A 19734-nucleotide genomic window follows, 5' to 3' on the forward strand; every position below is an offset into this window, starting at 1 on the left:
CCCCCTCAAGATGAGATTTCCCATAGCGTAAGCTAGTAAGATCCCTGAAAGATGATCAGGTTGATAGGTTCGAGGTGGAAGCATGGTGACATGTGGAGCTGACGAATACTAATAGATCGAGGACTTAACCATATAATATGAAGCAATGTTATCTAGTTTTGAAAGAATATAAAAAAACTTATTGACTTTTAAAAGTAAATAAGTTAAAATGATTCTTGTCTTAAATGAATACAGTCTGGTAATGATGGCAGAGAGGTCACACCCGTTCCCATACCGAACACGGAAGTTAAGCTCTCTAGCGCCGATGGTAGTTGGGGACCTTGTCCCTGTGAGAGTAGGACGTTGCCAGGCAAAATGGAGGATTAGCTCAGCTGGGAGAGCACCTGCCTTACAAGCAGGGGGTCGGCGGTTCGATCCCGTCATCCTCCACCATATATGTCGGAGGGGTAGCGAAGTGGCTAAACGCGGCGGACTGTAAATCCGCTCCTTCGGGTTCGGCAGTTCGAATCTGCCCCCTCCACCATTCTTAATTAATGGGCTATAGCCAAGCGGTAAGGCAACGGACTTTGACTCCGTCATGCGCTGGTTCGAATCCAGCTAGCCCAGCCATTAAGAGCCATTAGCTCAGTTGGTAGAGCATCTGACTTTTAATCAGAGGGTCGAAGGTTCGAATCCTTCATGGCTCACCATTTTTAATAAAACATGCGGGTGTGGCGGAATTGGCAGACGCACTAGACTTAGGATCTAGCGCCTTTGGCGTGGGGGTTCGACTCCCTTCACCCGCACTTTTAATAAAATAACTCATACATGTCTTGCGGAAGTAGTTCAGTGGTAGAATACAACCTTGCCAAGGTTGGGGTCGCGGGTTCGAATCCCGTCTTCCGCTCCAATTTTCAATATGACATGCCGGGGTGGCGGAACAGGCAGACGCACAGGACTTAAAATCCTGCGGTGGGTGACCACCGTGCGGGTTCGACCCCCGCCCTCGGCACCATATGCGCCCGTAGCTCAATTGGATAGAGCGTTTGACTACGGATCAAGAGGTTAGGGGTTCGACTCCTCTCGGGCGCGCTTTTATTAACGGGAAGTGGCTCAGCTTGGTAGAGCACCTGGTTTGGGGACCAGGGGGTCGCAGGTTCAAATCCTGTCTTCCCGATATTCAAAAAAACATGGGGCCTTAGCTCAGCTGGGAGAGCGCCTGCCTTGCACGCAGGAGGTCAGCGGTTCGATCCGCTAGGCTCCACTTTATTTAATATATGTCTCGGAGGTATACCCAAGTTCGGCTGAAGGGATCGGTCTTGAAAACCGACAGGCGGTGAGAATCGCGCGGGGGTTCGAATCCCTCTACCTCCTCCATTTTTAAAAATGGTTTAGACATATAATAATAAAATATTTATTTTTTTCCTTCATGGAGGTATACCCAAGTTCGGCTGAAGGGATCGGTCTTGAAAACCGACAGGCGGCGAGAGTCGCGCGGGGGTTCGAATCCCTCTACCTCCTCCATTTTTTAATTTAATATTGTCGCGGGGTGGAGCAGCACGGTAGCTCGTCGGGCTCATAACCCGAAGGTCGCAGGTTCAAATCCTGTCCCCGCAACCAAATGGTCCCGTGGTGTAGTGGTTAACATGCCTGCCTGTCACGCAGGAGATCGCCGGTTCGACCCCGGTCGGGACCGCCATTTATGTTGGCTCGGTAGCTCAGTCGGTAGAGCAGAGGACTGAAAATCCTCGTGTCGGCGGTTCGATTCCGTCCCGAGCCACCATTTTTTTATGCCGGCTTAGCTCAATTGGTAGAGCAACTGACTTGTAATCAGTAGGTTGGGGGTTCAAGTCCTCTAGCCGGCATCATTTAGGGGCATAGTTTAAAGGTAGAACTGAGGTCTCCAAAACCTCCAGTGTGGGTTCGATTCCTACTGCCCCTGTAAAGTATATGGGCCTATAGCTCAGCTGGTTAGAGCGCACGCCTGATAAGCGTGAGGTCGATGGTTCGAGTCCATTTAGGCCCACCATATATTATTCCGCAGTAGCTCAGTGGTAGAGCTATCGGCTGTTAACCGATCGGTCGTAGGTTCGAGTCCTACCTGCGGAGCCATGGCCCGTTGGTCAAGTGGTTAAGACACCGCCCTTTCACGGCGGTAACACGGGTTCGAATCCCGTACGGGTCATACAAAAAAGAGTCAGCATTATGCTGGCTCTTTTTTATTTTGTTGATCCTTTTTATCATTTTACTTTCCAGAAATAAATAAAGGAATTTTGGAAAAGCTATGGTATGTATAAAAAGGAGGAAATAAATAATGACACGAGTTAGAGACTTAATGAGTACCCATATTGTACATTGTACACCGCTAGACAATGTATATGAGGCAGCTGTAAAAATGAAGGAAGAATCGGTTGGGTTAATTCCTGTTGTTGAAAATGAGCAGGTTGTTGGGCTTGTTACTGATCGAGATTTAGTTGTTCGAGGGATTGCTGAAAAACATCCTGGATCTAATAAAATTACAAATGTAATGACAACAAATATTATCTCAGTTTCTCCAAATGATTCTATTGAAAAAGCTACAGAGCTAATGGCACAGTATCAAATTAGACGGTTACCAGTAGTTGATAGTGGTCAGCTTATTGGCATGTTAGCACTAGGAGATTTAGCTATAAGGGAATCGGCAGATGATCAAGCTGGATTTGCCTTGAGCGAAATCTCAGAGCGTACAGAGTAAATTGAAACTTTAATTAACCGAGATTTTAATGGTCACTCATAAAGAGCTAAATTATATATAAAGTTCAGATGCATTATTCTAGTATATATGGATTAAACTAATATGTTAGCGTGATGTATCTGAGACATTATATAATAAGGATATGGTTAATAATTTCCACAGTTTTTTTAAATTTGTTATTCTTCATTTTTAATAAGAGAAAAGATGATATACTGATAGATATAAGTATTATGAGAGATTTTGAATATAACAATATTAATTTTTAGTGGTACGATAATAAATTAATATTTCCTACATAGATGAAAAGGGAAGGGGAATTATATGAAGGCTGTACAGGGCGATCCAAATTGGAATTTGGTTACAGATACATATATAGAACCAAATAATTTTGCTGAATTATTTTCTTTGCTTGTACCTTGTCACCCAAAAGGTGAGGGGAAAGAACGAACTATATTAGTATGGAAAGAGAAAGAATTTTATAAAGAAGAAAATTTAGCGGCATTTATCGTATATGGCATGAATAAAGTAAAGAATTTACCGCAGTTTCATAAAGATGAAATTCCAACTTTAGTGCGTATTCTTCGCTTATGCCAAGAGATTGGTTGGTATGAAGAGGCAAATGCTTTTATGATAGCACAAGGATTAGCTGAGTTTGTTCATACTTCATTGGAATATGAAACATGGGATCTTTTGACGCAATCAGTTGCTTTAAACTATTTAATTATTAAATATCGTATAGGTGAATTGACAGATAGGGATATTGAAATTTGGGATAGAGTTAAATTTAATGAGAAATGTATAACCGATTGTAAACATTTATTATCTCATAAAGAAGTATTGGAATTTACATTCTTTTATATGTGCAAGAGAGCGAAATCATTATCAAAAGAGCAATTAAATAGTGATATGATGAGTTTAGCAATGTATTGTAATACTTTCGTATATGATTTATATACACATGATTTATTACGGAAATATCGTAAGTGTACAGATTTCCTATCATATTATGGACCTAGTCAGGCAGTTTTAGCATGTCAAAGAGCTGTATTATCTCAAATTTCCGATCGCTTAGACCCATTAAAGACAACACATGTAGATGATTATTTATATGTAATGAAAGAAATGATGGAGCATATGACGATAGGAGTAATGGATCGATACGGTCATTTTATTGGAAAGCTACTATCTTATGTGCCATTTTTCGAGATGATACAAGTTCCACAGCATGCATATTATTGTGAAGAATTACTGTATATTTGTAAGGGCATTGAATATAAAGAAGAAACACTACGCAATTATATATTTATACAATTACATGATTGTTTACCATCATTCTTTAGGCTATTTCTTAAAAATAAGCGTTACGCAACGATTCATGATATTCTTTTCTATTGGTGCGATGACGAACAACGAATGAGCTTAGAGAAAAAATATAATCTGAGCTTTATTTATGAAAAATATGCTTGTGGATAAACAATATTTTCGATATGAAAAATTAATATAAATTAAAAAGGATCTCCAGTTTATGTGAGATCCTTTTTTGTTAGTAAAACAAGGAGAAAGTGATTAAAACAAGAAACAACATTCCATATAGGAGAAGTTGTGCAGTATAACTTCCTTGTATACCAAAAAAAGTATTGGCTTTCTTATACAAATGCAATATGTATTTTATTGGAGCATCTTTGAAAGATTGGTACACAGTGTCTCCTCTTTCTAAGCTTCTTGTTCTTGTTTTTGTTTTTGGTTATAAGGGACATTAATATATCTAGCTACAAATAATAAAACAGCCATAAAGAATACTGGAAATACAGTAGATAAATAAAAGCCATTACTAATTATATTTGTTATGAGAGCACTCAAAAGAAATATAGCGTTATAAATATGGGCAATTTTTTGTTTTAGTTGCACTTGAAATGATTCCATCATAATTTCTAATGCAACAAAAGCAATAATAATAGATAAAAATACAATGTTTGTATTGTAAATGATTAAACAACAGATTAAACCTAAAAAGGCTGCGTATTCAATTATAAGAGGTATATTGCGTGGCATACAATTTACCGAACTAAATATGGCAGTGGATTTACTGCATTTGTTTTTTCAAAATTCCATTCTCCATTATGTAATTCAAAATGAAGATGTTGCCCGTATGAATGACCTGTGTTGCCCATATGACCTACTAATTGTCCAGCTTGTACTTGATCACCAGTTTGTACAGTGCGATCCTTCATATGAGCATAAACAGTTGTATATAATTTCCCATTGATTTGATGCGCAATGAACACAACATTGCCATAGCTAGCTGAATAATAAGATTTCACAACTTTACCTGCAGCAGCAGCTTGGATAGAGACGTTCCCTGGAGCAGCAATATCTATACCATAATGCATTTGTTCCCATCGTATATCAAAGGTTGAGCTAATTCTTCCTTGAGCAGGGAATTTGAAAGCAGCTGGAATAGATGAAGGCTGATCTGTTTTAGCCTGTGGTTGATTTTGTACTACATAGTGTTTTGCTACATATCCGTATCCTGTGCCAAAACGAATTTTATACCAAGTTCCTACAGTTTCTACTACTTGTACTTGTGTACCGTTTTGTAATGAACCGAGTAGAGCGCTACTTGTACTAGTGTTGCTACGTACATTCAGATTAGGTGTTGCAACAGTATATTTTGTATTATTTTGAACGGTGATTCCTTTTACTAAGGGTTGTGAACCATTAGAGATGAATGCTTTTTGTACGTAACCCGTTTGGCCATTATGTGATATTTTATACCATTCGCCTTGATCTTCTTGAACGGTAATAAACTTGCCATTTGGTAATACATCTAAAATGGAAGATTCTAAATTAGGTTCAGAGCGAACGTTTAATGCATTAGCATTGACGATGTATTGATCATTAGATTGAAGTTTGTTTTTTAGTAAAATAGCATCTTTTTGTACATAACCTACTTTATTATGAACAGATACTTTATACCAACCATTAGTTGTTTCAAGGATGTTCACTTTTGTATTAAAGCGAATTGTATCAATTGATGTGCTCTTTACGTTATCTTCTGTATGTAATGCTACTTGATCGACTTTGACATACCCAGTTTTAACATTAGATAATTGTTCAGCGTTTGCTTTTTGTACATTTGTTTCACCCATAGAAGGAAGTAAAGAAGCAATCGCTACAGTAGTTGCTGTTAAAGCAGTAGCTTTCATATTCATGGAATAGAGACCTCCTCTAGTTGTATAGTTGTAATTTTATTATAGTATAAAGATATAATATAGTGGGTGTATTCACATAAATGTAATATGAAATCAATATAAAAATAAATTTTTTGAGGATAATGATTCCTTTTTAAACAATTAATTGGAGTTTTATTTTCTAAAATAGAATGTATGTATTGTATAACTTTAATTTTTTTGTTGATAATTAAGAAAATTAAAATAGTTGATGATGTCTTATTAGGGTGTTATACTGACAGTGATAATTTTATAGTTTGCTAGGAGAGCTGGTGTTGCCAGCTGAGAGTAGGCCGTAAGCCTTTGATCCTTTTTATTACCTGATCTAGATTATGCTAGCGTAGGGAAGCAATTCGGACACTAACAATGAGTCCCCGTTTCTTTGCGTATAGAAACGGGGCTTTTTTATTTGAAAATTTCATATTGAAACCACTAGGGGTGCTTGATTTGCTGAGAGAGGAATAATCCTTAACCCTTATAACACCTGATCTAGGTAATACTAGCGAAGGGAAGTGGAACATCGAATAAATGTATAATTTTATTTGCTGTAACCACTTCTTATATATAGAAGTGGTTTTTTATTTAGATACATATATTGAAAGGGGATAGAGAAATGAAATTTTGCGATAGATTATTAGAAACTGTGCAACCGGTTTGGGAGATGAGTCATAATCATCCGTTTGTAGTGGGTATGGGAGATGGCACGTTAGAAAAAGATAAATTTCAGTATTATATTATTCAAGATTATTTATATCTGCTAGATTATGCAAAATTATATGCGATTGGTGTTGTAAAAGCAACGAATCCACAAGTAATGGGAAAGTTCGCTGAACAAATTGATGGAATATTAAATGGCGAAATGACAATCCATAAACAATATGCAAAAAGACTTGGAATTTCTATAGAGGAGATAGAGTCTGCAAAGCCATCTGCTAAAAATTTAGCTTATACAAATTACATGATGTCTGTATCTCAAAATGGCACACTTGCAGAATTAATAGCAGCGCTTCTTCCATGTATGTGGAGCTACTGGGAAATTGGAAAGCGTTTAAATGATATTCCTGGAGCAAGAGATCATGAGTTTTTTGGTGAGTGGATTCAAGGGTATAGTTCGGAAGAATACGGTAATCTTTGTATTTGGTTAATAGATTTATTAAATGAAATGGCAGTTGGAAAGTCTGAGAAAGAACTAGATAGATTAGAGGAGATTTTCTTATATTCCAGTCGATTTGAATATTTATTCTGGGATATGTCCTATCGTAAGGAGATGTGGGGATTTGAGGAGCAAGAACATACTACAGTTTCATAATGTTTCTTTTCATTACGATGAGAAACCAATCATCCATGAATTAAATGCTTCTATACATGAGAAAGAGTTTGTCAGTATTATCGGACCGAGTGGATGTGGGAAAAGTACTTTATTTCGCCTTATTACAGGCCTAGAGAAGGTAAGTACTGGAAAGATAGAACTGACAGAAACAAAGCACCATCCTGTAGGATATATGCCGCAAAAAGATATGCTTTTGCCGTGGAGAACAATTATTGAGAATGCTGCTCTGCCGCTAGAGTGCCAAGGTGTACAGAAGAAAGAAGCACAAGTAAAGGCAAAGGAACTGTTATATAAATTTGGTTTACAAGGATATGAGACAAAACATCCGAAAGATTTATCTGGTGGTATGAGGCAACGCGTATCTTTTATCCGAACTTTGTTAACGGGCGGGGAGATATTGTTATTAGATGAACCGTTTAGCGCGTTAGATGCTTTAACGAAGGCCTCTTTGCAAGAATGGCTGTTTGAACAATGGCAAGAGTGGGAAAAAACAATTTTATTCATTACTCATGATGTTGAAGAAGCGTTATTTCTTTCGAACCGAGTTTTAGTAGTGGAACAGCAGCCGATAACGACTTTGACTGAGCGGATTGTACCACTTGATCATAACAGAACACGAAAAGATTTATATAAACCGGAAGTATTAGCGCTGAAAGATGAGCTTCTTAGTATGTTACAAAGGCAGGTACTTGTGTGATGAACCGATTGAAAGAATTAGTTCCTGCTATTACACTTTCTAGTATTTTACTAGCTGTGTGGGAAATAGGAGCAAGAATTGTAGATGAGATGTACATTTTACCGTCACCGTCTGCGATTGTAATGAAGATATGGAAACTAAAAGACATATTATTTACGGTTCATTTACCTGCAACGTTATACGTCGTTTTAATAGGTGTTGTTATTTCTATCGTATTAGGTGTAGGGCTAGCGATGTTAATGAATGCGAGTACATGGATGGAAAGAGCATTTTATCCATTATTAGTTGCTTCACAAACGATTCCGATTACTGCGCTTGCTCCGCTATTTGTTTTATGGTTTGGATACACAATTTGGAGTAAGGTTGTTGTCACAGTTTTAATTACGTTTTTCCCGATTGCGGTCAATACGTATGATGGACTGCGTAGTACAAAAAAAGAATGGGAGGAGCTCTTAGTTACATATGGAGCAACGAAAAGAGATATTTTTCTTAAATTAAAGTTGCCGTCTGCTCTTCCTTATTTTTTCTCAGCTTTAAAAATTGCAGTTCCGCTTAGTGTTATCGGAGCAGCAATTGGAGAATGGCTCGGTGCACAAGCTGGACTTGGATATTTCAGTAAGAGAATGATGACGCAGTTAGATGGAGCTGGCGTATTTGCACCCATTGTATTGTTATCATTATTAGCTATTTTCTTCGTCGTACTTATTTCCATATTAGAAAAGAAATTCATTAGTTGGAGGAAGCATTCATGAAATTTTTAAAGCGCATCTTTGTGTTTACATTATTAATTGCAATGATTACAGGATGTTCAAGTAATTCAGCATCAGAAAAAAGTAAAAAAGAGAAAGAAATAACAGTCATGTTAGATTGGTATCCAAATGCGGTACATAGCTTTATTTATGCAGCAATTGAAAAAGGATACTTTAAAGAAGAAGGTGTAAAGGTAAATATTAAATTCCCTTCTAATCCGACTGATCCATTAACATTGGCAGCAGCAGGGAAGGTGACAGTTGGCTTGTATTATCAGCCAGATGTTGTTATGGCAAGAGCAAATGAGCAAATTCCAGTGAAATCAATTGGGGCTGTCGTACGTTCACCATTAAATCATGTCGTATCGCTGAAATCAGCGGGTATTCAATCACCGAAAGATTTAGAAGGAAAAACAGTAGGATATTCTGGAACACCTTTAAGTGAGATGTATTTAAAAACGATGGTAAAAGAAGCTGGTGGTAATCCTGATACAGTGAAAGTAGTTGATGTTGGATTTGATTTAGTACCAGCCTTAATTACGAAAAAAGTGGATGCGGTAACAGGGGCATACATTAATCATGAAGTACCGGTTATGCGTCATGAAGGCCATGAACCAGCTTACTTTAATCCAGCTGATTACGGAGTACCGAACTATCATGAACTTGTGTTTGTAACAGGTGATAAAACGTTGAAAAAAGATAAAGAAGCGTTGCAAGCTTTCTTACGTGGTACGAAAAAAGGCTATGATTTCATGAAGAAAAACCCAGATGAAGCATTGAATATTTTATTAAATCATCAAGAAAAAGAAAACTTCCCACTTGTGCCAGAAGTTGAAAAGGAAAGTATGAAAATTTTATTAGAGAAGATGGAAACGAAAGATGAGCCATTTTTATCAGATTCAAAAGAATCTTGGGAGAAACAAAATAAATGGCTGAAGGACAAAGGAATGACGAAAGAAACCGTTCCAGCCGATGAACTATTCGAAAATATTTTAAAGTAGGCGAATGAATATGAAAAATGAGCTCCACGTAATCTCAAATGGCCATATGCCATTCGAAGAGTTAGTGAATGTAGCGGTGCAAATTGAGAGTGAGATTGATTATTTGCATATTCGTGAGCGTGAGAAGAGTACGAAGGAGTTATATGAAGGTGTGGAAAGTCTTTTAATGGAAGGCTTTCCGGCTTCTAAAATTGTCATAAATGATCGAATTGATATTGCCATTTTATTAAATATTCCTCGTGTTCAACTAGGGTATCGAAGCACAGATGTAAAGTCAGTGAAAGAAAAGTTTTCGTATTTGCATGTCGGTTATTCTGTGCATTCGCTAGATGAAGCGATAGTAGCATTTAAAAATGGAGCGGATTCACTCGTTTATGGTCATGTATTTCCGACAGATTGTAAAAAAGGTGTGCCAGCGAGAGGGCTTGAAGAAATTTCTGACATTGCAAGGTGTTTATCTATACCGATTACAGCAATTGGAGGAATTACTCCAGAAAACGCAGTGGATGTCCTTACTAACGGTGTAAGCGGTATAGCAGTTATGTCCGGAATTGTAAGTAGTAGTGACCCGTATAGCAAAGCGAAATCTTATAAGGAATCAATAAGAAAGTGGGCGGAAAAACATGTGTGAGAAGTATGATGTAGCGATTATTGGTGGTGGTGTAATTGGTAGTTCAGTTGCACATTTTCTAGCAGAAAGAGGACATAAAGTAGCGATTGTAGAGAAGCAAAGAATTGCATCGGAAGCTTCAAAAGCAGCTGCTGGTCTACTTGGTGTTCAGGCAGAATGGGATGCGTATGATCCGCTATTTGAACTTGCTAGAGAAAGCCGAGCTATATTTCCACAACTTGCAGCAGTTTTACGTGAAAAGACGGGTATTGATATTGGATATGAAGAAAAAGGAATTTATCGTATTGCTCAAAATGAAGATGAGAAGGAAAGAATTCTTCACATTATGGATTGGCAGCAAAAAACAGGTGAAGATTCCTATTTTCTAACGGGAGACCATGTGCGGGAAAAAGAGCCGTATCTATCCGAATCTATTATAGGAGCAGTATATTATCCGAAAGACGGTCATGTTATTGCACCAGAGCTTACGAAAGCATTCGCACATTCTGCGGCAATGTCAGGTGCTGATATATATGAACAGACAGAAGTGTTTGATATTCGTATTGAAAATAATAAAGTGACTGGAGTTATTACAAGTGAAGGTATTGTCACATGTGAGAAAGTCGTTATTGCAGGAGGTTCATGGAGCACGAAGTTACTCAGTTATTTTCACCGCGATTGGGGTACATATCCAGTTAAAGGAGAAGTGGTTGCGGTAAAAAGTAGAAAACAACTTTTAAAAGCACCTATTTTTCAAGAAAGATTTTACATTGCTCCAAAGCGCGGTGGACGTTACGTAATTGGGGCAACAATGAAGCCCCATACGTTCAATAAAACTGTGCAGCCAGAAAGTATAACTTCTATATTGGAGCGTGCTTATACAATATTGCCAGCTTTAAAAGAAGCAGAATGGGAAAGCACGTGGGCAGGATTAAGACCACAATCGAATCATGAAGCTCCTTATATGGGAGAGCATGAAGAAATAAAAGGTTTATATGCTTGCACGGGCCATTATCGGAACGGTATTTTATTAAGTCCTATTTCTGGCCAATATATGGCTGATTTAATAGAAGGAAAGCAAGAGAATCATTTGCTAGATTCATTGCTTTCTAGAAGAGTTTAGAAAGGGGATGGAAGTTTGAGATTAAAAATTAATGGTAACCAAATTGAAGTGCCAGCGAGTGTAAAAACAGTAGCTGAGCTACTTACACATTTAGAGCTAGATAACAGAATTGTTGTAGTAGAGCGTAATAAAGATATTTTACAAAAAGATGATCATACAGATACATCTGTTTTTGATGGAGATCAAATTGAGATTGTAACTTTCGTAGGAGGCGGTTGATTATGTTGAACATTGGACCATTTTCATTTCATTCTAGACTTTTATTAGGTACAGGTAAATTCCCTGATTTTGACGTACAGCAAAAGGCAATTGACGTTTCTGAAGCTGAAATTTTAACGTTTGCAGTACGTCGTATGGATATCTTTGATGCAAAGCAACCTAATTTATTAGAGAAACTTGATGTGAAAAAATATACGTTATTACCAAATACAGCAGGGGCAAAAAATGCTGAAGAGGCTGTTCGCATTGCAAAATTAGCAAAAGCGTCTGGGCTTTGTGACATGATAAAGGTAGAAGTTATTGGTGATGATAGAACGTTATTACCGGATCCGGTAGAAACGTTAAAGGCATCTGAAATGTTACTGGAAGAAGGATTTATCGTACTTCCGTACACATCTGATGATGTTGTATTAGCACGTAAATTACAAGAGCTTGGCGTGCATGCGATTATGCCAGGAGCATCTCCAATCGGATCAGGACTTGGTATTGTAAATCCATTAAATTTGGGCTTCATTATTGAACAAGCGACAGTACCAGTTATCGTTGATGCTGGTATTGGTAGCCCAGCTGATGCGGCATTTGCAATGGAATTAGGAGCAGATGGCGTGTTATTAAATACAGCTGTATCAGGAGCAAAAGATCCTATTAAAATGGCACAGGCAATGAAACTAAGTATTGAAGCAGGACGTTTAGGATTTGAAGCAGGTCGTATTGCACGTAAGCGCTGTGCAACTGCAAGTAGTCCTTTAGAAGGAATGAGCGTAGTTGAATAATCGATATTCTCGCCAAGAACTATTTTCTCCAATTGGAGCAGAAGGGCAGCAAAAGATAAGAGAAAAGCATGTACTTATTATCGGTGCAGGTGCATTAGGTAGTGCAAATGCAGAGATGTTTGTAAGAGCAGGTGTTGGCAAGATAACAATTGTTGACCGTGATTATGTAGATTGGAGTAATTTACAAAGACAACAATTGTATGCAGAGAGCGACGTAAAGAATAATCTTCCGAAAGCTATAGCGGCTAAAAAACGTTTAGAAGAGATTAATAGCGATGTAACAATAGAAGCTCTCGTTCAAGACGTAACAGCTGAAGAGCTAGAAGAACTTGTTACAAACGTTGATGTAATGATTGATGCGACTGATAATTTTGAAACACGCTTTATTGTGAATGATATAGCACAAAAATATTCTATTCCATGGATTTACGGTGCATGTGTAGGTAGTTACGGTCTTTCTTATACAATCATTCCTAGTAAAACACCATGTTTATCATGTTTATTGCAGTCGATTCCGCTTGGCGGGGCAACATGTGATACAGCGGGTATTATATCACCTGCTGTATCTCTTGTCGTTTCTCATCAAGTAACAGAAGCTCTTAAACTGTTAGTAGAAGATTACGAATCACTTCGAGATGGGCTTGTATCGTTTGATATGTGGAAGAATGAGTATTCATGTATGAATGTGCAAAAGCTTCGCCAGCATAATTGTTCTTCATGCGGAGAGAATGCATTATATCCGTATTTAAATAAAGAGAACACATCAAAAACAGCAGTTTTATGCGGGCGAAATACAGTTCAAATTAGACCACCTCATAAAGAGGAAATGAATTTTGAACAATATAAAGAGTTGCTGGAAGGTCGCGTGAATGATTTAAATGTAAATCCATATTTACTATCATTTTCTGTTGAAGACAAGAGGTTAGTCGCCTTTAAAGATGGCCGTGTGCTCGTACATGGAACGAAAGATATAAGCGAAGCAAAAACGATTTATCATCGCTATTTTGGATAGAAAAGGATGAGTGGGATGAAAGTGAATAAAGCTTTAACAATTGCAGGGTCTGATAGCGGCGGCGGTGCTGGAATTCAGGCAGATTTAAAAACATTCCAAGAGCTTGGAGTATACGGAATGACGGCTATTACGGCAATTACTGCTCAAAACACGCTTGGCGTTCAAGGGGTATATCCTGTTCCGTTAGAAGGTATTACAGAACAGCTGAATTCAATTGGTACGGATTTAACACCAGATGCAGTGAAACTAGGAATGTTATTTAGTAGTGAAATAATTCAAATTGTTGCAGAACAAATTAAAAAATTTGGCTGGAATAATATTGTGCTAGATCCCGTTATGATCGCAAAAGGCGGTGCATCATTATTACAGCAAGAAGCAGTTCATGCATTAAAAGAATATTTATTACCAGTAGCAACCGTTATAACACCGAATGTTCCAGAAGCAGAAGTGTTAACTGGGATGGAGATTCATAATGTTGAAGATAGTAAGGAAGCTGCAAAAGTATTGCACGAATTAGGTGCTAAATATGTGCTTATGAAGGGCGGACATGCAGAATATCAAGGTAATGAAGTAATTGATTTCCTCTTTGATGGAGAAGAATTTATTGAGTTTAGAAGCGAGCGAATTCCTTCAAAGCAAACGCACGGAAGTGGGTGCACATTTGCTTCAGCGGTTACAGCAGGACTTGCGAAAGGATACTCAATTGAAGATGCTGTTCAAGAAGCAAAACGATTTATTAGTATAGCAATTGAAGAGCCATTGAATATTGGTAGTGGTCATGGACCGACGAATCATTTTGCGTATAAAGTGAATAGAACGCGTGTATAGATAAGTGAAAAGCCAGTTTTATAACTGGCTTTTTTTCTGTTTACTTTTTCAAAATACAGGAGTAATATATCAGCCAGAATATATTTTTTTGTAAACGCTGAGTCCAATTATATGGAGCGGAGGAACCAATTTGTGCAGTGTCACTAGGGGTGAATCTTTCAAATTTGAAAGTAGGGCTACTCTCAAAGCCCGAATCCGACAGCTAACTTCGTAAGCGTCTTGAGAGAGGACGGTGCCATGATGGATACATCACTTCATCGATCTGATTAGTATAGGGGAATATCAATCTATGTTTGATTTCTTTTATACTAAGGAGGATGAGGTACATGGAACTAACACTTATTTGTGTTGGAGAAGAAAGTAAGGTAAATAGTTTAAGAGATCTAGTTGCATTTCAACATGAGTTAGTTATTTTTACAGCAAATGAAGAGGTAGCGGCTGAAGTTAGGAATTGTGGGTTTGATTGGACTTATAGTTGTAGTAAGGAGCAGGATTTTACTAGTATTTGTGAGTGTATTAAGAAGGTCATTTTACTAGGGGATGAGCTTCCAATCGTTAGTTTCTTCACAGAACACATTCGTTTTTCTTTTCAAGCACCTATTACTGTTGTTACAAGGAATAAACGATATCCAGCGAGGCTCTATGAAACAATTGGAGCTAAGTTTGTCGTGTTTACAAATTGTGATAATATTTCTTTTTTATTTTTTGAATAGGGCGGGGGAAGAAATGATGAAGGTACTATTACTTGGAGATATAGCAAATCGTTGGGCAGTATCGGTAGAGCGAGTTCAAGAATTGGTCCAGATTGATCCCCTTTTTCCAGGGCCATATATTATATTACCATCAAAAGATGCTTTGTATTTAGAGATGGATATTACCGAGTATGAGCAGCTACATGCAGAATTGACACAAGTTTATATTCGTGGGAGAAATTTACGTGCATTTTTACGAGGAGAATAAAGGTTGAATAAAAAAGAGCGAATGCTGAGTGCAACAAGCTATGCACTTCATGTCATTCGCTCTTTTTATTTCATATTTAAAAGGTCATTTTTAAGAAAAGAGAAGAGAAATAAAGAAAATAGATGAAATGATATTAATAAACTTCAATGTAAGCGTTTAAATGAATGTAAATATTATTATTTTCAGAAATTTACCCCTTTACAAGTGAAAAATAGAGGAGTATATTTACTCTCATAAATCATTCATAAAATTTCCAAAAAAACCTAAAATCGCTGAGTTCCAGAAATGGAGCGGGGGAACCAATTTTGTGCATCGTCACTTGGGGTGAATCTTTCAGTTTTGAAAGTAGGGCTACTCTTTAGGCCCGAATCCGACAGCTAACCTCGTAAGCGTTTAGAGAGGAGGTTTACTTTTTGTTGTTCATTTTTTGAACACTGAGTAGAGCTCAGTGTTCTTTTTTAATATTTTAATGGTAAATTTTTACAAAAAAGAAGAGAGGGATAGTTATGTTAGATGTTGTAATGGTCGGGATTTTTATTTTATTAGTTGCATCGATGGCAAGTCTTGCAAGTTGGTCAGATAAAGTTGTGAAAGAAGGAAAGCAATCATGATGATTGTCTTATCGGTTATTGTCGCAGCAATTACAGTGTATTTAGTGTATGCATTATTAAATCCAGAGAAGTTTTAATTAGGGGGAATCATTCATTATGATTTGGGTTGCAGTCATTATTACAATGCTCTTATTTATTTTAGTAGCAAAGCCAACGGGGATTTATTTAGAAAAAGCTTTTCAAGGTAGCAAAACGTTAGATAAAGTATTCGGGCCTTTTGAAAAACTTATTTTTAAAATTACGGGTGTAAAAGCATACAATCAAACGTGGAAACAGTACGCATTATCATTAGTTTTATTAAATGGATTTATGATCGTTGTCGTATACTTCATTTTCAGATTACAAGGTGTGCTGCCACTAAATCCAGCGCATATTGAAGGGATGGAGCCTACGCTCGCTTTTAATACAGCAATTAGTTTTATGGCTGATACAAACTTACAGCATTATAGCGGTGAAAATGGTTTATCCTATTTATCACAATTAATCGGGATTACATTTTTAATGTTTGCGGCACCAGCAACGACATTAGCGCTCGTTATGGCTTTTATAAGAGGACTTGCTGGAAAAGAACTTGGTAACTTTTTCGTTGATTTTACGAGAGCGTTAACGAGAGTGTTTCTTCCTATCGCATTTATTGCGGCACTAGTTTTTGTCGCACTTGGCGTACCGCAAACGTTAGATGGAGCGGTTACAGCACAAACAATTGATGGGGCAAAGCAAAGTATATTACGTGGACCTGTTGCATCATTCGTTTCCATTAAGGAACTTGGAAATAACGGCGGTGGATTTTTCGGAGCAAACTCTACGCATCCTTTCGAAAATCCAGGACAAATGAGTAATATTTTGCAAATGATGCTTATGATGTTATTACCAACAGCGCTTCCATTTACGTACGGACGAATGGTCGGAAATAAAAAACAAGGCCGCATCCTTTTCGTGTCACTATTTATGGTATTTTTACTAGGGTTTATAACGATTACGACATCTGAACTAAACGGGAACCCGGCATTAAATGGAATGGGTATCGAACATGTACAAGGAAGTACAGAAGGGAAAGAAGTACGATTTGGAACAGTATTTTCTTCACTATACGCAACAGTAACGACAGCTGCTGAAACAGGCGCTGTTAATACGATGCATGATACGTTAACACCAATTGGTGGTCTAGTTCCCCTCGTAAATATGATGTTAAATACAGTGTATGGCGGAGTTGGAGCAGGCTTTGTAAACATTATTATGTATGCAATTATCGCGGTGTTTATATCTGGGTTAATGGTTGGACGGACACCAGAGTTTTTAGGTAAAAAGATTGAAGGTAAGGAAATGAAATTAATCGCAGTCACGATTTTATTTCATCCATTGCTCATTTTAGGATTTTCGGCATTAGCTCTTTCAACAAATTTAGGAACGGATGCTATTTCTCATTCCGGTTTCCACGGTTTAACACAAGTTGTATATGAATATACATCGTCAGCTGCGAATAACGGATCTGGATTTGAAGGATTAGGAGATAATACACCGTTTTGGAATATTACGACTGGTTTAGTTATGTTTTTAGGACGCTACTTCAGTTTAATTACGATGCTAGCTGTGGCAGCTTCGTTGAAAGAAAAAACGGTAGTGCCAGAAACAGTTGGAACGTTCCGTACAGATAATAGTTTATTTGGTGGCATCTTCATCGGAACGATTGTAATTGTCGGTGCATTAACATTTTTCCCGATGTTAGTACTCGGACCAATTGCAGAATTTCTTACATTGAAGTAATGGAGGGTAAATGATGAGACCGGTAGTAGTAAAAGAAAAACAATTAAATAAGTCACAAATACATGCTGTAGAAGATGAAGTTAGACAAGCGAAAACGATGGATCGTGATATCGTAACACATGCGATGAAACAATCCGTTGCGAAATTGAATCCGAAAGTCATGATAAAGAATCCGATTATGTTCGTTGTGGAAATTGGATTTATCATTACGTTCATTTTATCTTTTCTTCCAAGCAGTTCTAGTAGTATACCAGGATGGTTTAATATAACAGTTTCTCTCATTCTATTATTTACAGTTTTATTTGCGAATTTTGCAGAAGCATTAGCAGAAGGCCGTGGTAAAGCACAAGCCGATTCTTTAAAGCAGTCGAAGAAAGATGTGTTTGCAAATGTTGTAAAAGAAAATGGAGACATTGTCCAAGTTTCAGCAACTGATCTTAGAAAAGGTGACGTTGTTATCGTAAAACAAGGAGAAATGATTCCGAATGATGGCGAAGTAATCAAAGGATTAGCATCTGTAGATGAATCTGCAATTACAGGGGAATCAGCTCCTGTTATAAAAGAAGCAGGCGGTGATTTTTGTTCCGTAACAGGTGGAACGATGGTGGTAAGTGATGAAATTACAATTGTTATTACGAGTAATCCTGGTGAATCATTTATCGACAAAATGATTTCTTTAGTAGAAGGAGCTGCTCGTCAAAAAACGCCGAATGAGATTGCTTTAAATACAGTATTAACGAGCTTAACTCTTATTTTCTTGATCGTCGTTGTGACGTTGCCGATTTTTACAAATTATTTAGGTTTTCAAATTGATACAGCTGTACTTGTAGCATTGTTAGTATGTTTAATTCCAACGACAATTGGTGGTTTGCTATCAGCGATTGGTATTGCTGGGATGGACCGGGTGACAAAATTTAACGTGTTAGCGATGTCAGGGAAAGCAGTAGAAGCTGCGGGCGATATTAATACAATTATTTTAGATAAAACAGGTACAATTACTTTTGGAAACCGGATGGCTCATACATTATTGCCTGTAGGAAATGAAACGATTGAGCAAGTTGGAAAGTGGGCTGCTATTAGTTCTGTTTTAGATGAAACGCCAGAAGGTCGATCTGTTATCGAGTATGTGCAGGGAAAATCTATATCATATAATAGAGAACTTGCAGAACAAGGGGAGTTTGTTCCGTTTAAAGCAGAAACGAGAATGAGCGGTGTTGATTTACAAGACGGAACGAAAGTGAGAAAAGGTGCTGTCGGTGCTGTTATTGAATGGGTTGGGTCACAAGGTGGAACAATTCCGAAAGATGTAAATCAAAAAGCAGACTTAATTTCAAAAGAGGGCGGAACACCACTTGTAGTTGCAGTAGATAATCGTATTTACGGTTTAATTTATTTAAAGGATACAGTAAAACCGGGTATGCGTGAGCGTTTTGAACAGTTGCGTCAAATGGGGATTAAAACGGTTATGTGTACAGGTGATAATCCGTTAACAGCAGCAACGATTGCAAAAGAAGCAGGAGTAGATGAATTCGTTGCCGAGTGTAAACCAGAAGATAAAATTGCGGTTATTAAAGCAGAGCAAGATAAAGGGAAACTTGTAGCGATGACAGGTGATGGTACAAATGATGCTCCGGCATTAGCACAGGCTGACGTTGGATTAGCGATGAATAGTGGTACGACAGCTGCGAAAGAAGCAGCAAATATGATTGATTTAGACTCGAATCCAACGAAAATTATTGAGGTTGTAGGAATTGGTAAGCAATTGTTAATGACACGTGGTGCATTGACGACATTTAGTATTGCGAATGATATAGCGAAATATTTTGCAATTATTCCAGCAATGTTTACACTTGCGATTCCGCAAATGGAAGCACTAAACATAATGAAGTTAACATCACCACTGTCAGCGATTTTATCAGCATTAATATTTAACGCTGTTATTATTCCATTACTCATTCCGTTAGCGATGAAAGGTATTGCATATAAACCGATGAGTTCTAATGCATTGCTTAGCCGAAACTTACTTATTTATGGGCTTGGCGGAGTTATCGTTCCGTTCATTGGAATTAAAGTAATTGATATAATTGTCGGCTTGTTCATATAAGGAAGAGGGG

General features: G+C 37.6%; 21 protein-coding genes, 20 tRNA genes, 2 rRNA genes and 4 riboswitches (1 of these 47 cut by a window edge). Of the genes, 41 read left to right on the forward strand and 2 right to left on the reverse strand.

Annotated elements, in window-relative coordinates; genetic code table 11:
* From N2V79_RS03670 to N2V79_RS03785, 24 genes are all read left to right on the forward strand, one after another.
* Positions 1 to 132: ribosomal RNA gene (locus N2V79_RS03670) — 23S ribosomal RNA — on the forward strand (it extends 2792 nt beyond the left edge of the window).
* Positions 133 to 234: 102 nt separating this feature from the next.
* A 5S ribosomal RNA gene (gene rrf / locus N2V79_RS03675) occupies positions 235 to 351 on the forward strand.
* A 5-nt stretch (positions 352 to 356) separates the two neighbouring features.
* Positions 357 to 432: transfer RNA gene (locus tag N2V79_RS03680), tRNA-Val, on the forward strand.
* 8 nt (positions 433 to 440) lie between these two features.
* A tRNA-Tyr gene (locus N2V79_RS03685) sits at positions 441 to 523 on the forward strand.
* A gap of 11 nt (positions 524 to 534) precedes the next feature.
* Positions 535 to 609 (forward strand) — tRNA-Gln (locus N2V79_RS03690).
* Between the two features lie 4 nt (positions 610 to 613).
* Positions 614 to 689: transfer RNA gene (locus N2V79_RS03695), tRNA-Lys, on the forward strand.
* A 15-nt stretch (positions 690 to 704) separates the two neighbouring features.
* A tRNA-Leu gene (locus N2V79_RS03700) sits at positions 705 to 785 on the forward strand.
* A gap of 29 nt (positions 786 to 814) precedes the next feature.
* Positions 815 to 889: transfer RNA gene (locus N2V79_RS03705), tRNA-Gly, on the forward strand.
* 16 nt (positions 890 to 905) lie between these two features.
* Positions 906 to 994: transfer RNA gene (locus N2V79_RS03710), tRNA-Leu, on the forward strand.
* A gap of 3 nt (positions 995 to 997) precedes the next feature.
* A tRNA-Arg gene (locus tag N2V79_RS03715) sits at positions 998 to 1071 on the forward strand.
* A 10-nt stretch (positions 1072 to 1081) separates the two neighbouring features.
* Positions 1082 to 1156 (forward strand) — tRNA-Pro (locus tag N2V79_RS03720).
* 15 nt (positions 1157 to 1171) lie between these two features.
* Positions 1172 to 1243: transfer RNA gene (locus N2V79_RS03725), tRNA-Ala, on the forward strand.
* 20 nt (positions 1244 to 1263) lie between these two features.
* A tRNA-Ser gene (locus N2V79_RS03730) sits at positions 1264 to 1356 on the forward strand.
* Between the two features lie 54 nt (positions 1357 to 1410).
* Positions 1411 to 1503 (forward strand) — tRNA-Ser (locus N2V79_RS03735).
* Between the two features lie 19 nt (positions 1504 to 1522).
* Positions 1523 to 1599 (forward strand) — tRNA-Met (locus N2V79_RS03740).
* 3 nt (positions 1600 to 1602) lie between these two features.
* A tRNA-Asp gene (locus N2V79_RS03745) sits at positions 1603 to 1678 on the forward strand.
* Between the two features lie 8 nt (positions 1679 to 1686).
* A tRNA-Phe gene (locus N2V79_RS03750) sits at positions 1687 to 1762 on the forward strand.
* Positions 1763 to 1771: 9 nt separating this feature from the next.
* Positions 1772 to 1844 (forward strand) — tRNA-Thr (locus tag N2V79_RS03755).
* Between the two features lie 6 nt (positions 1845 to 1850).
* Positions 1851 to 1921: transfer RNA gene (locus N2V79_RS03760), tRNA-Trp, on the forward strand.
* Positions 1922 to 1931: 10 nt separating this feature from the next.
* A tRNA-Ile gene (locus tag N2V79_RS03765) sits at positions 1932 to 2008 on the forward strand.
* 8 nt (positions 2009 to 2016) lie between these two features.
* Positions 2017 to 2091 (forward strand) — tRNA-Asn (locus N2V79_RS03770).
* A gap of 1 nt (position 2092) precedes the next feature.
* A tRNA-Glu gene (locus tag N2V79_RS03775) sits at positions 2093 to 2164 on the forward strand.
* Positions 2165 to 2293: 129 nt separating this feature from the next.
* Entirely contained in the window at positions 2294 to 2713 is a 420-nt protein-coding gene (locus N2V79_RS03780) for a CBS domain-containing protein (protein ID WP_000199012.1), read from the forward strand.
* Positions 2714 to 3034: 321 nt separating this feature from the next.
* Complete coding sequence (locus N2V79_RS03785) at positions 3035 to 4186, forward strand: DUF3965 domain-containing protein (RefSeq protein WP_000648915.1); 1152 nt, start codon at positions 3035 to 3037, stop codon at positions 4184 to 4186.
* Between the two features lie 240 nt (positions 4187 to 4426).
* On the opposite strand, the gene N2V79_RS03790 is transcribed toward N2V79_RS03785, so the two are convergent.
* A complete protein-coding gene (locus N2V79_RS03790) occupies positions 4427 to 4765 on the reverse strand; it encodes a hypothetical protein (RefSeq protein WP_001137818.1) in 339 nt (112 codons plus the stop codon).
* 5 nt (positions 4766 to 4770) lie between these two features.
* Complete coding sequence (locus N2V79_RS03795) at positions 4771 to 5925, reverse strand: SH3 domain-containing protein (RefSeq protein WP_001056045.1); 1155 nt, start codon at positions 5923 to 5925, stop codon at positions 4771 to 4773.
* Positions 5926 to 6195: 270 nt separating this feature from the next.
* Positions 6196 to 6307: riboswitch (TPP riboswitch) on the forward strand.
* Positions 6308 to 6367: 60 nt separating this feature from the next.
* Positions 6368 to 6471, forward strand: a riboswitch (TPP riboswitch).
* Between the two features lie 85 nt (positions 6472 to 6556).
* Here N2V79_RS03795 and tenA point away from each other — a divergent pair.
* The 17 genes from tenA (at position 6557) to kdpB (ending at position 19724) form a co-directional block, all read left to right on the forward strand.
* Positions 6557 to 7252, forward strand: a complete 696-nt coding sequence (gene tenA, locus N2V79_RS03800; RefSeq protein WP_000666826.1) for a thiaminase II — start codon at positions 6557 to 6559, stop codon at positions 7250 to 7252.
* Positions 7221 to 7970, forward strand: a complete 750-nt coding sequence (locus tag N2V79_RS03805; RefSeq protein WP_001256790.1) for an ABC transporter ATP-binding protein — start codon at positions 7221 to 7223, stop codon at positions 7968 to 7970. Before tenA ends, N2V79_RS03805 begins: the two co-directional genes overlap by 32 nt.
* Positions 7970 to 8722 carry an ABC transporter permease gene (locus N2V79_RS03810; RefSeq protein WP_001080857.1) on the forward strand — a complete coding sequence of 251 codons (753 nt, stop codon included), beginning with the start codon at positions 7970 to 7972 and terminating at the stop codon, positions 8720 to 8722. The genes N2V79_RS03805 and N2V79_RS03810 overlap by 1 nt, the downstream gene beginning before the upstream one ends.
* A complete protein-coding gene (locus N2V79_RS03815) occupies positions 8719 to 9720 on the forward strand; it encodes an ABC transporter substrate-binding protein (RefSeq protein ID WP_000670422.1) in 1002 nt (333 codons plus the stop codon). Before N2V79_RS03810 ends, N2V79_RS03815 begins: the two co-directional genes overlap by 4 nt.
* 10 nt (positions 9721 to 9730) lie before the next feature.
* Positions 9731 to 10351 carry a thiazole tautomerase TenI gene (gene tenI, locus N2V79_RS03820; RefSeq protein WP_088022301.1) on the forward strand — a complete coding sequence of 207 codons (621 nt, stop codon included), beginning with the start codon at positions 9731 to 9733 and terminating at the stop codon, positions 10349 to 10351.
* Positions 10344 to 11453, forward strand: a complete 1110-nt coding sequence (thiO, locus tag N2V79_RS03825; RefSeq protein ID WP_088022299.1) for a glycine oxidase ThiO — start codon at positions 10344 to 10346, stop codon at positions 11451 to 11453. The genes tenI and thiO overlap by 8 nt, the downstream gene beginning before the upstream one ends.
* Positions 11454 to 11468: 15 nt before the next feature.
* Positions 11469 to 11672, forward strand: coding sequence for a sulfur carrier protein ThiS (gene thiS / locus N2V79_RS03830; RefSeq protein WP_088022297.1), 204 nt, complete (start codon positions 11469 to 11471; stop codon positions 11670 to 11672).
* A gap of 2 nt (positions 11673 to 11674) precedes the next feature.
* Positions 11675 to 12445 carry a thiazole synthase gene (gene thiG, locus N2V79_RS03835; protein WP_000931980.1) on the forward strand — a complete coding sequence of 257 codons (771 nt, stop codon included), beginning with the start codon at positions 11675 to 11677 and terminating at the stop codon, positions 12443 to 12445.
* Positions 12438 to 13457 carry a thiazole biosynthesis adenylyltransferase ThiF gene (gene thiF, locus N2V79_RS03840; RefSeq protein WP_098251182.1) on the forward strand — a complete coding sequence of 340 codons (1020 nt, stop codon included), beginning with the start codon at positions 12438 to 12440 and terminating at the stop codon, positions 13455 to 13457. Before thiG ends, thiF begins: the two co-directional genes overlap by 8 nt.
* A 15-nt stretch (positions 13458 to 13472) precedes the next feature.
* Positions 13473 to 14285: a bifunctional hydroxymethylpyrimidine kinase/phosphomethylpyrimidine kinase gene (gene thiD, locus N2V79_RS03845; protein WP_029441655.1), complete on the forward strand. Its 813-nt coding sequence runs from the start codon at positions 13473 to 13475 to the stop codon at positions 14283 to 14285.
* Between the two features lie 85 nt (positions 14286 to 14370).
* A riboswitch (cyclic di-AMP (ydaO/yuaA leader) is annotated at positions 14371 to 14518 on the forward strand.
* Positions 14519 to 14611: 93 nt separating this feature from the next.
* Positions 14612 to 14998, forward strand: a complete 387-nt coding sequence (locus N2V79_RS03850) for a hypothetical protein (RefSeq protein ID WP_000424087.1) — start codon at positions 14612 to 14614, stop codon at positions 14996 to 14998.
* Positions 14999 to 15011: 13 nt separating this feature from the next.
* Positions 15012 to 15245: a hypothetical protein gene (locus N2V79_RS03855; protein WP_002025339.1), complete on the forward strand. Its 234-nt coding sequence runs from the start codon at positions 15012 to 15014 to the stop codon at positions 15243 to 15245.
* A gap of 3 nt (positions 15246 to 15248) precedes the next feature.
* Positions 15249 to 15371, forward strand: coding sequence for a hypothetical protein (locus N2V79_RS03860; RefSeq protein ID WP_001034421.1), 123 nt, complete (start codon positions 15249 to 15251; stop codon positions 15369 to 15371).
* A gap of 134 nt (positions 15372 to 15505) precedes the next feature.
* Positions 15506 to 15651: riboswitch (cyclic di-AMP (ydaO/yuaA leader) on the forward strand.
* Positions 15652 to 15751: 100 nt separating this feature from the next.
* Complete coding sequence (locus N2V79_RS03865) at positions 15752 to 15856, forward strand: SipW-dependent-type signal peptide-containing protein (protein ID WP_000887894.1); 105 nt, start codon at positions 15752 to 15754, stop codon at positions 15854 to 15856.
* Entirely contained in the window at positions 15856 to 15933 is a 78-nt protein-coding gene (gene kdpF, locus N2V79_RS03870) for a K(+)-transporting ATPase subunit F (protein ID WP_223153441.1), read from the forward strand. The genes N2V79_RS03865 and kdpF overlap by 1 nt, the downstream gene beginning before the upstream one ends.
* Before the next feature lie 19 nt (positions 15934 to 15952).
* Positions 15953 to 17620 carry a potassium-transporting ATPase subunit KdpA gene (gene kdpA, locus N2V79_RS03875; RefSeq protein WP_000638328.1) on the forward strand — a complete coding sequence of 556 codons (1668 nt, stop codon included), beginning with the start codon at positions 15953 to 15955 and terminating at the stop codon, positions 17618 to 17620.
* 13 nt (positions 17621 to 17633) lie between these two features.
* Positions 17634 to 19724 (forward strand): potassium-transporting ATPase subunit KdpB, encoded by a 2091-nt coding sequence (gene kdpB / locus N2V79_RS03880; RefSeq protein ID WP_029441657.1) that lies wholly within the window; start codon positions 17634 to 17636, stop codon positions 19722 to 19724.
* Positions 19725 to 19734: the final 10 nt, after the last annotated feature.

It is taken from the genome of Bacillus sp. CH_70 (genome assembly GCF_038007045.1).
Taxonomy (GTDB): domain Bacteria; phylum Bacillota; class Bacilli; order Bacillales; family Bacillaceae_G; genus Bacillus_A; species Bacillus_A cereus.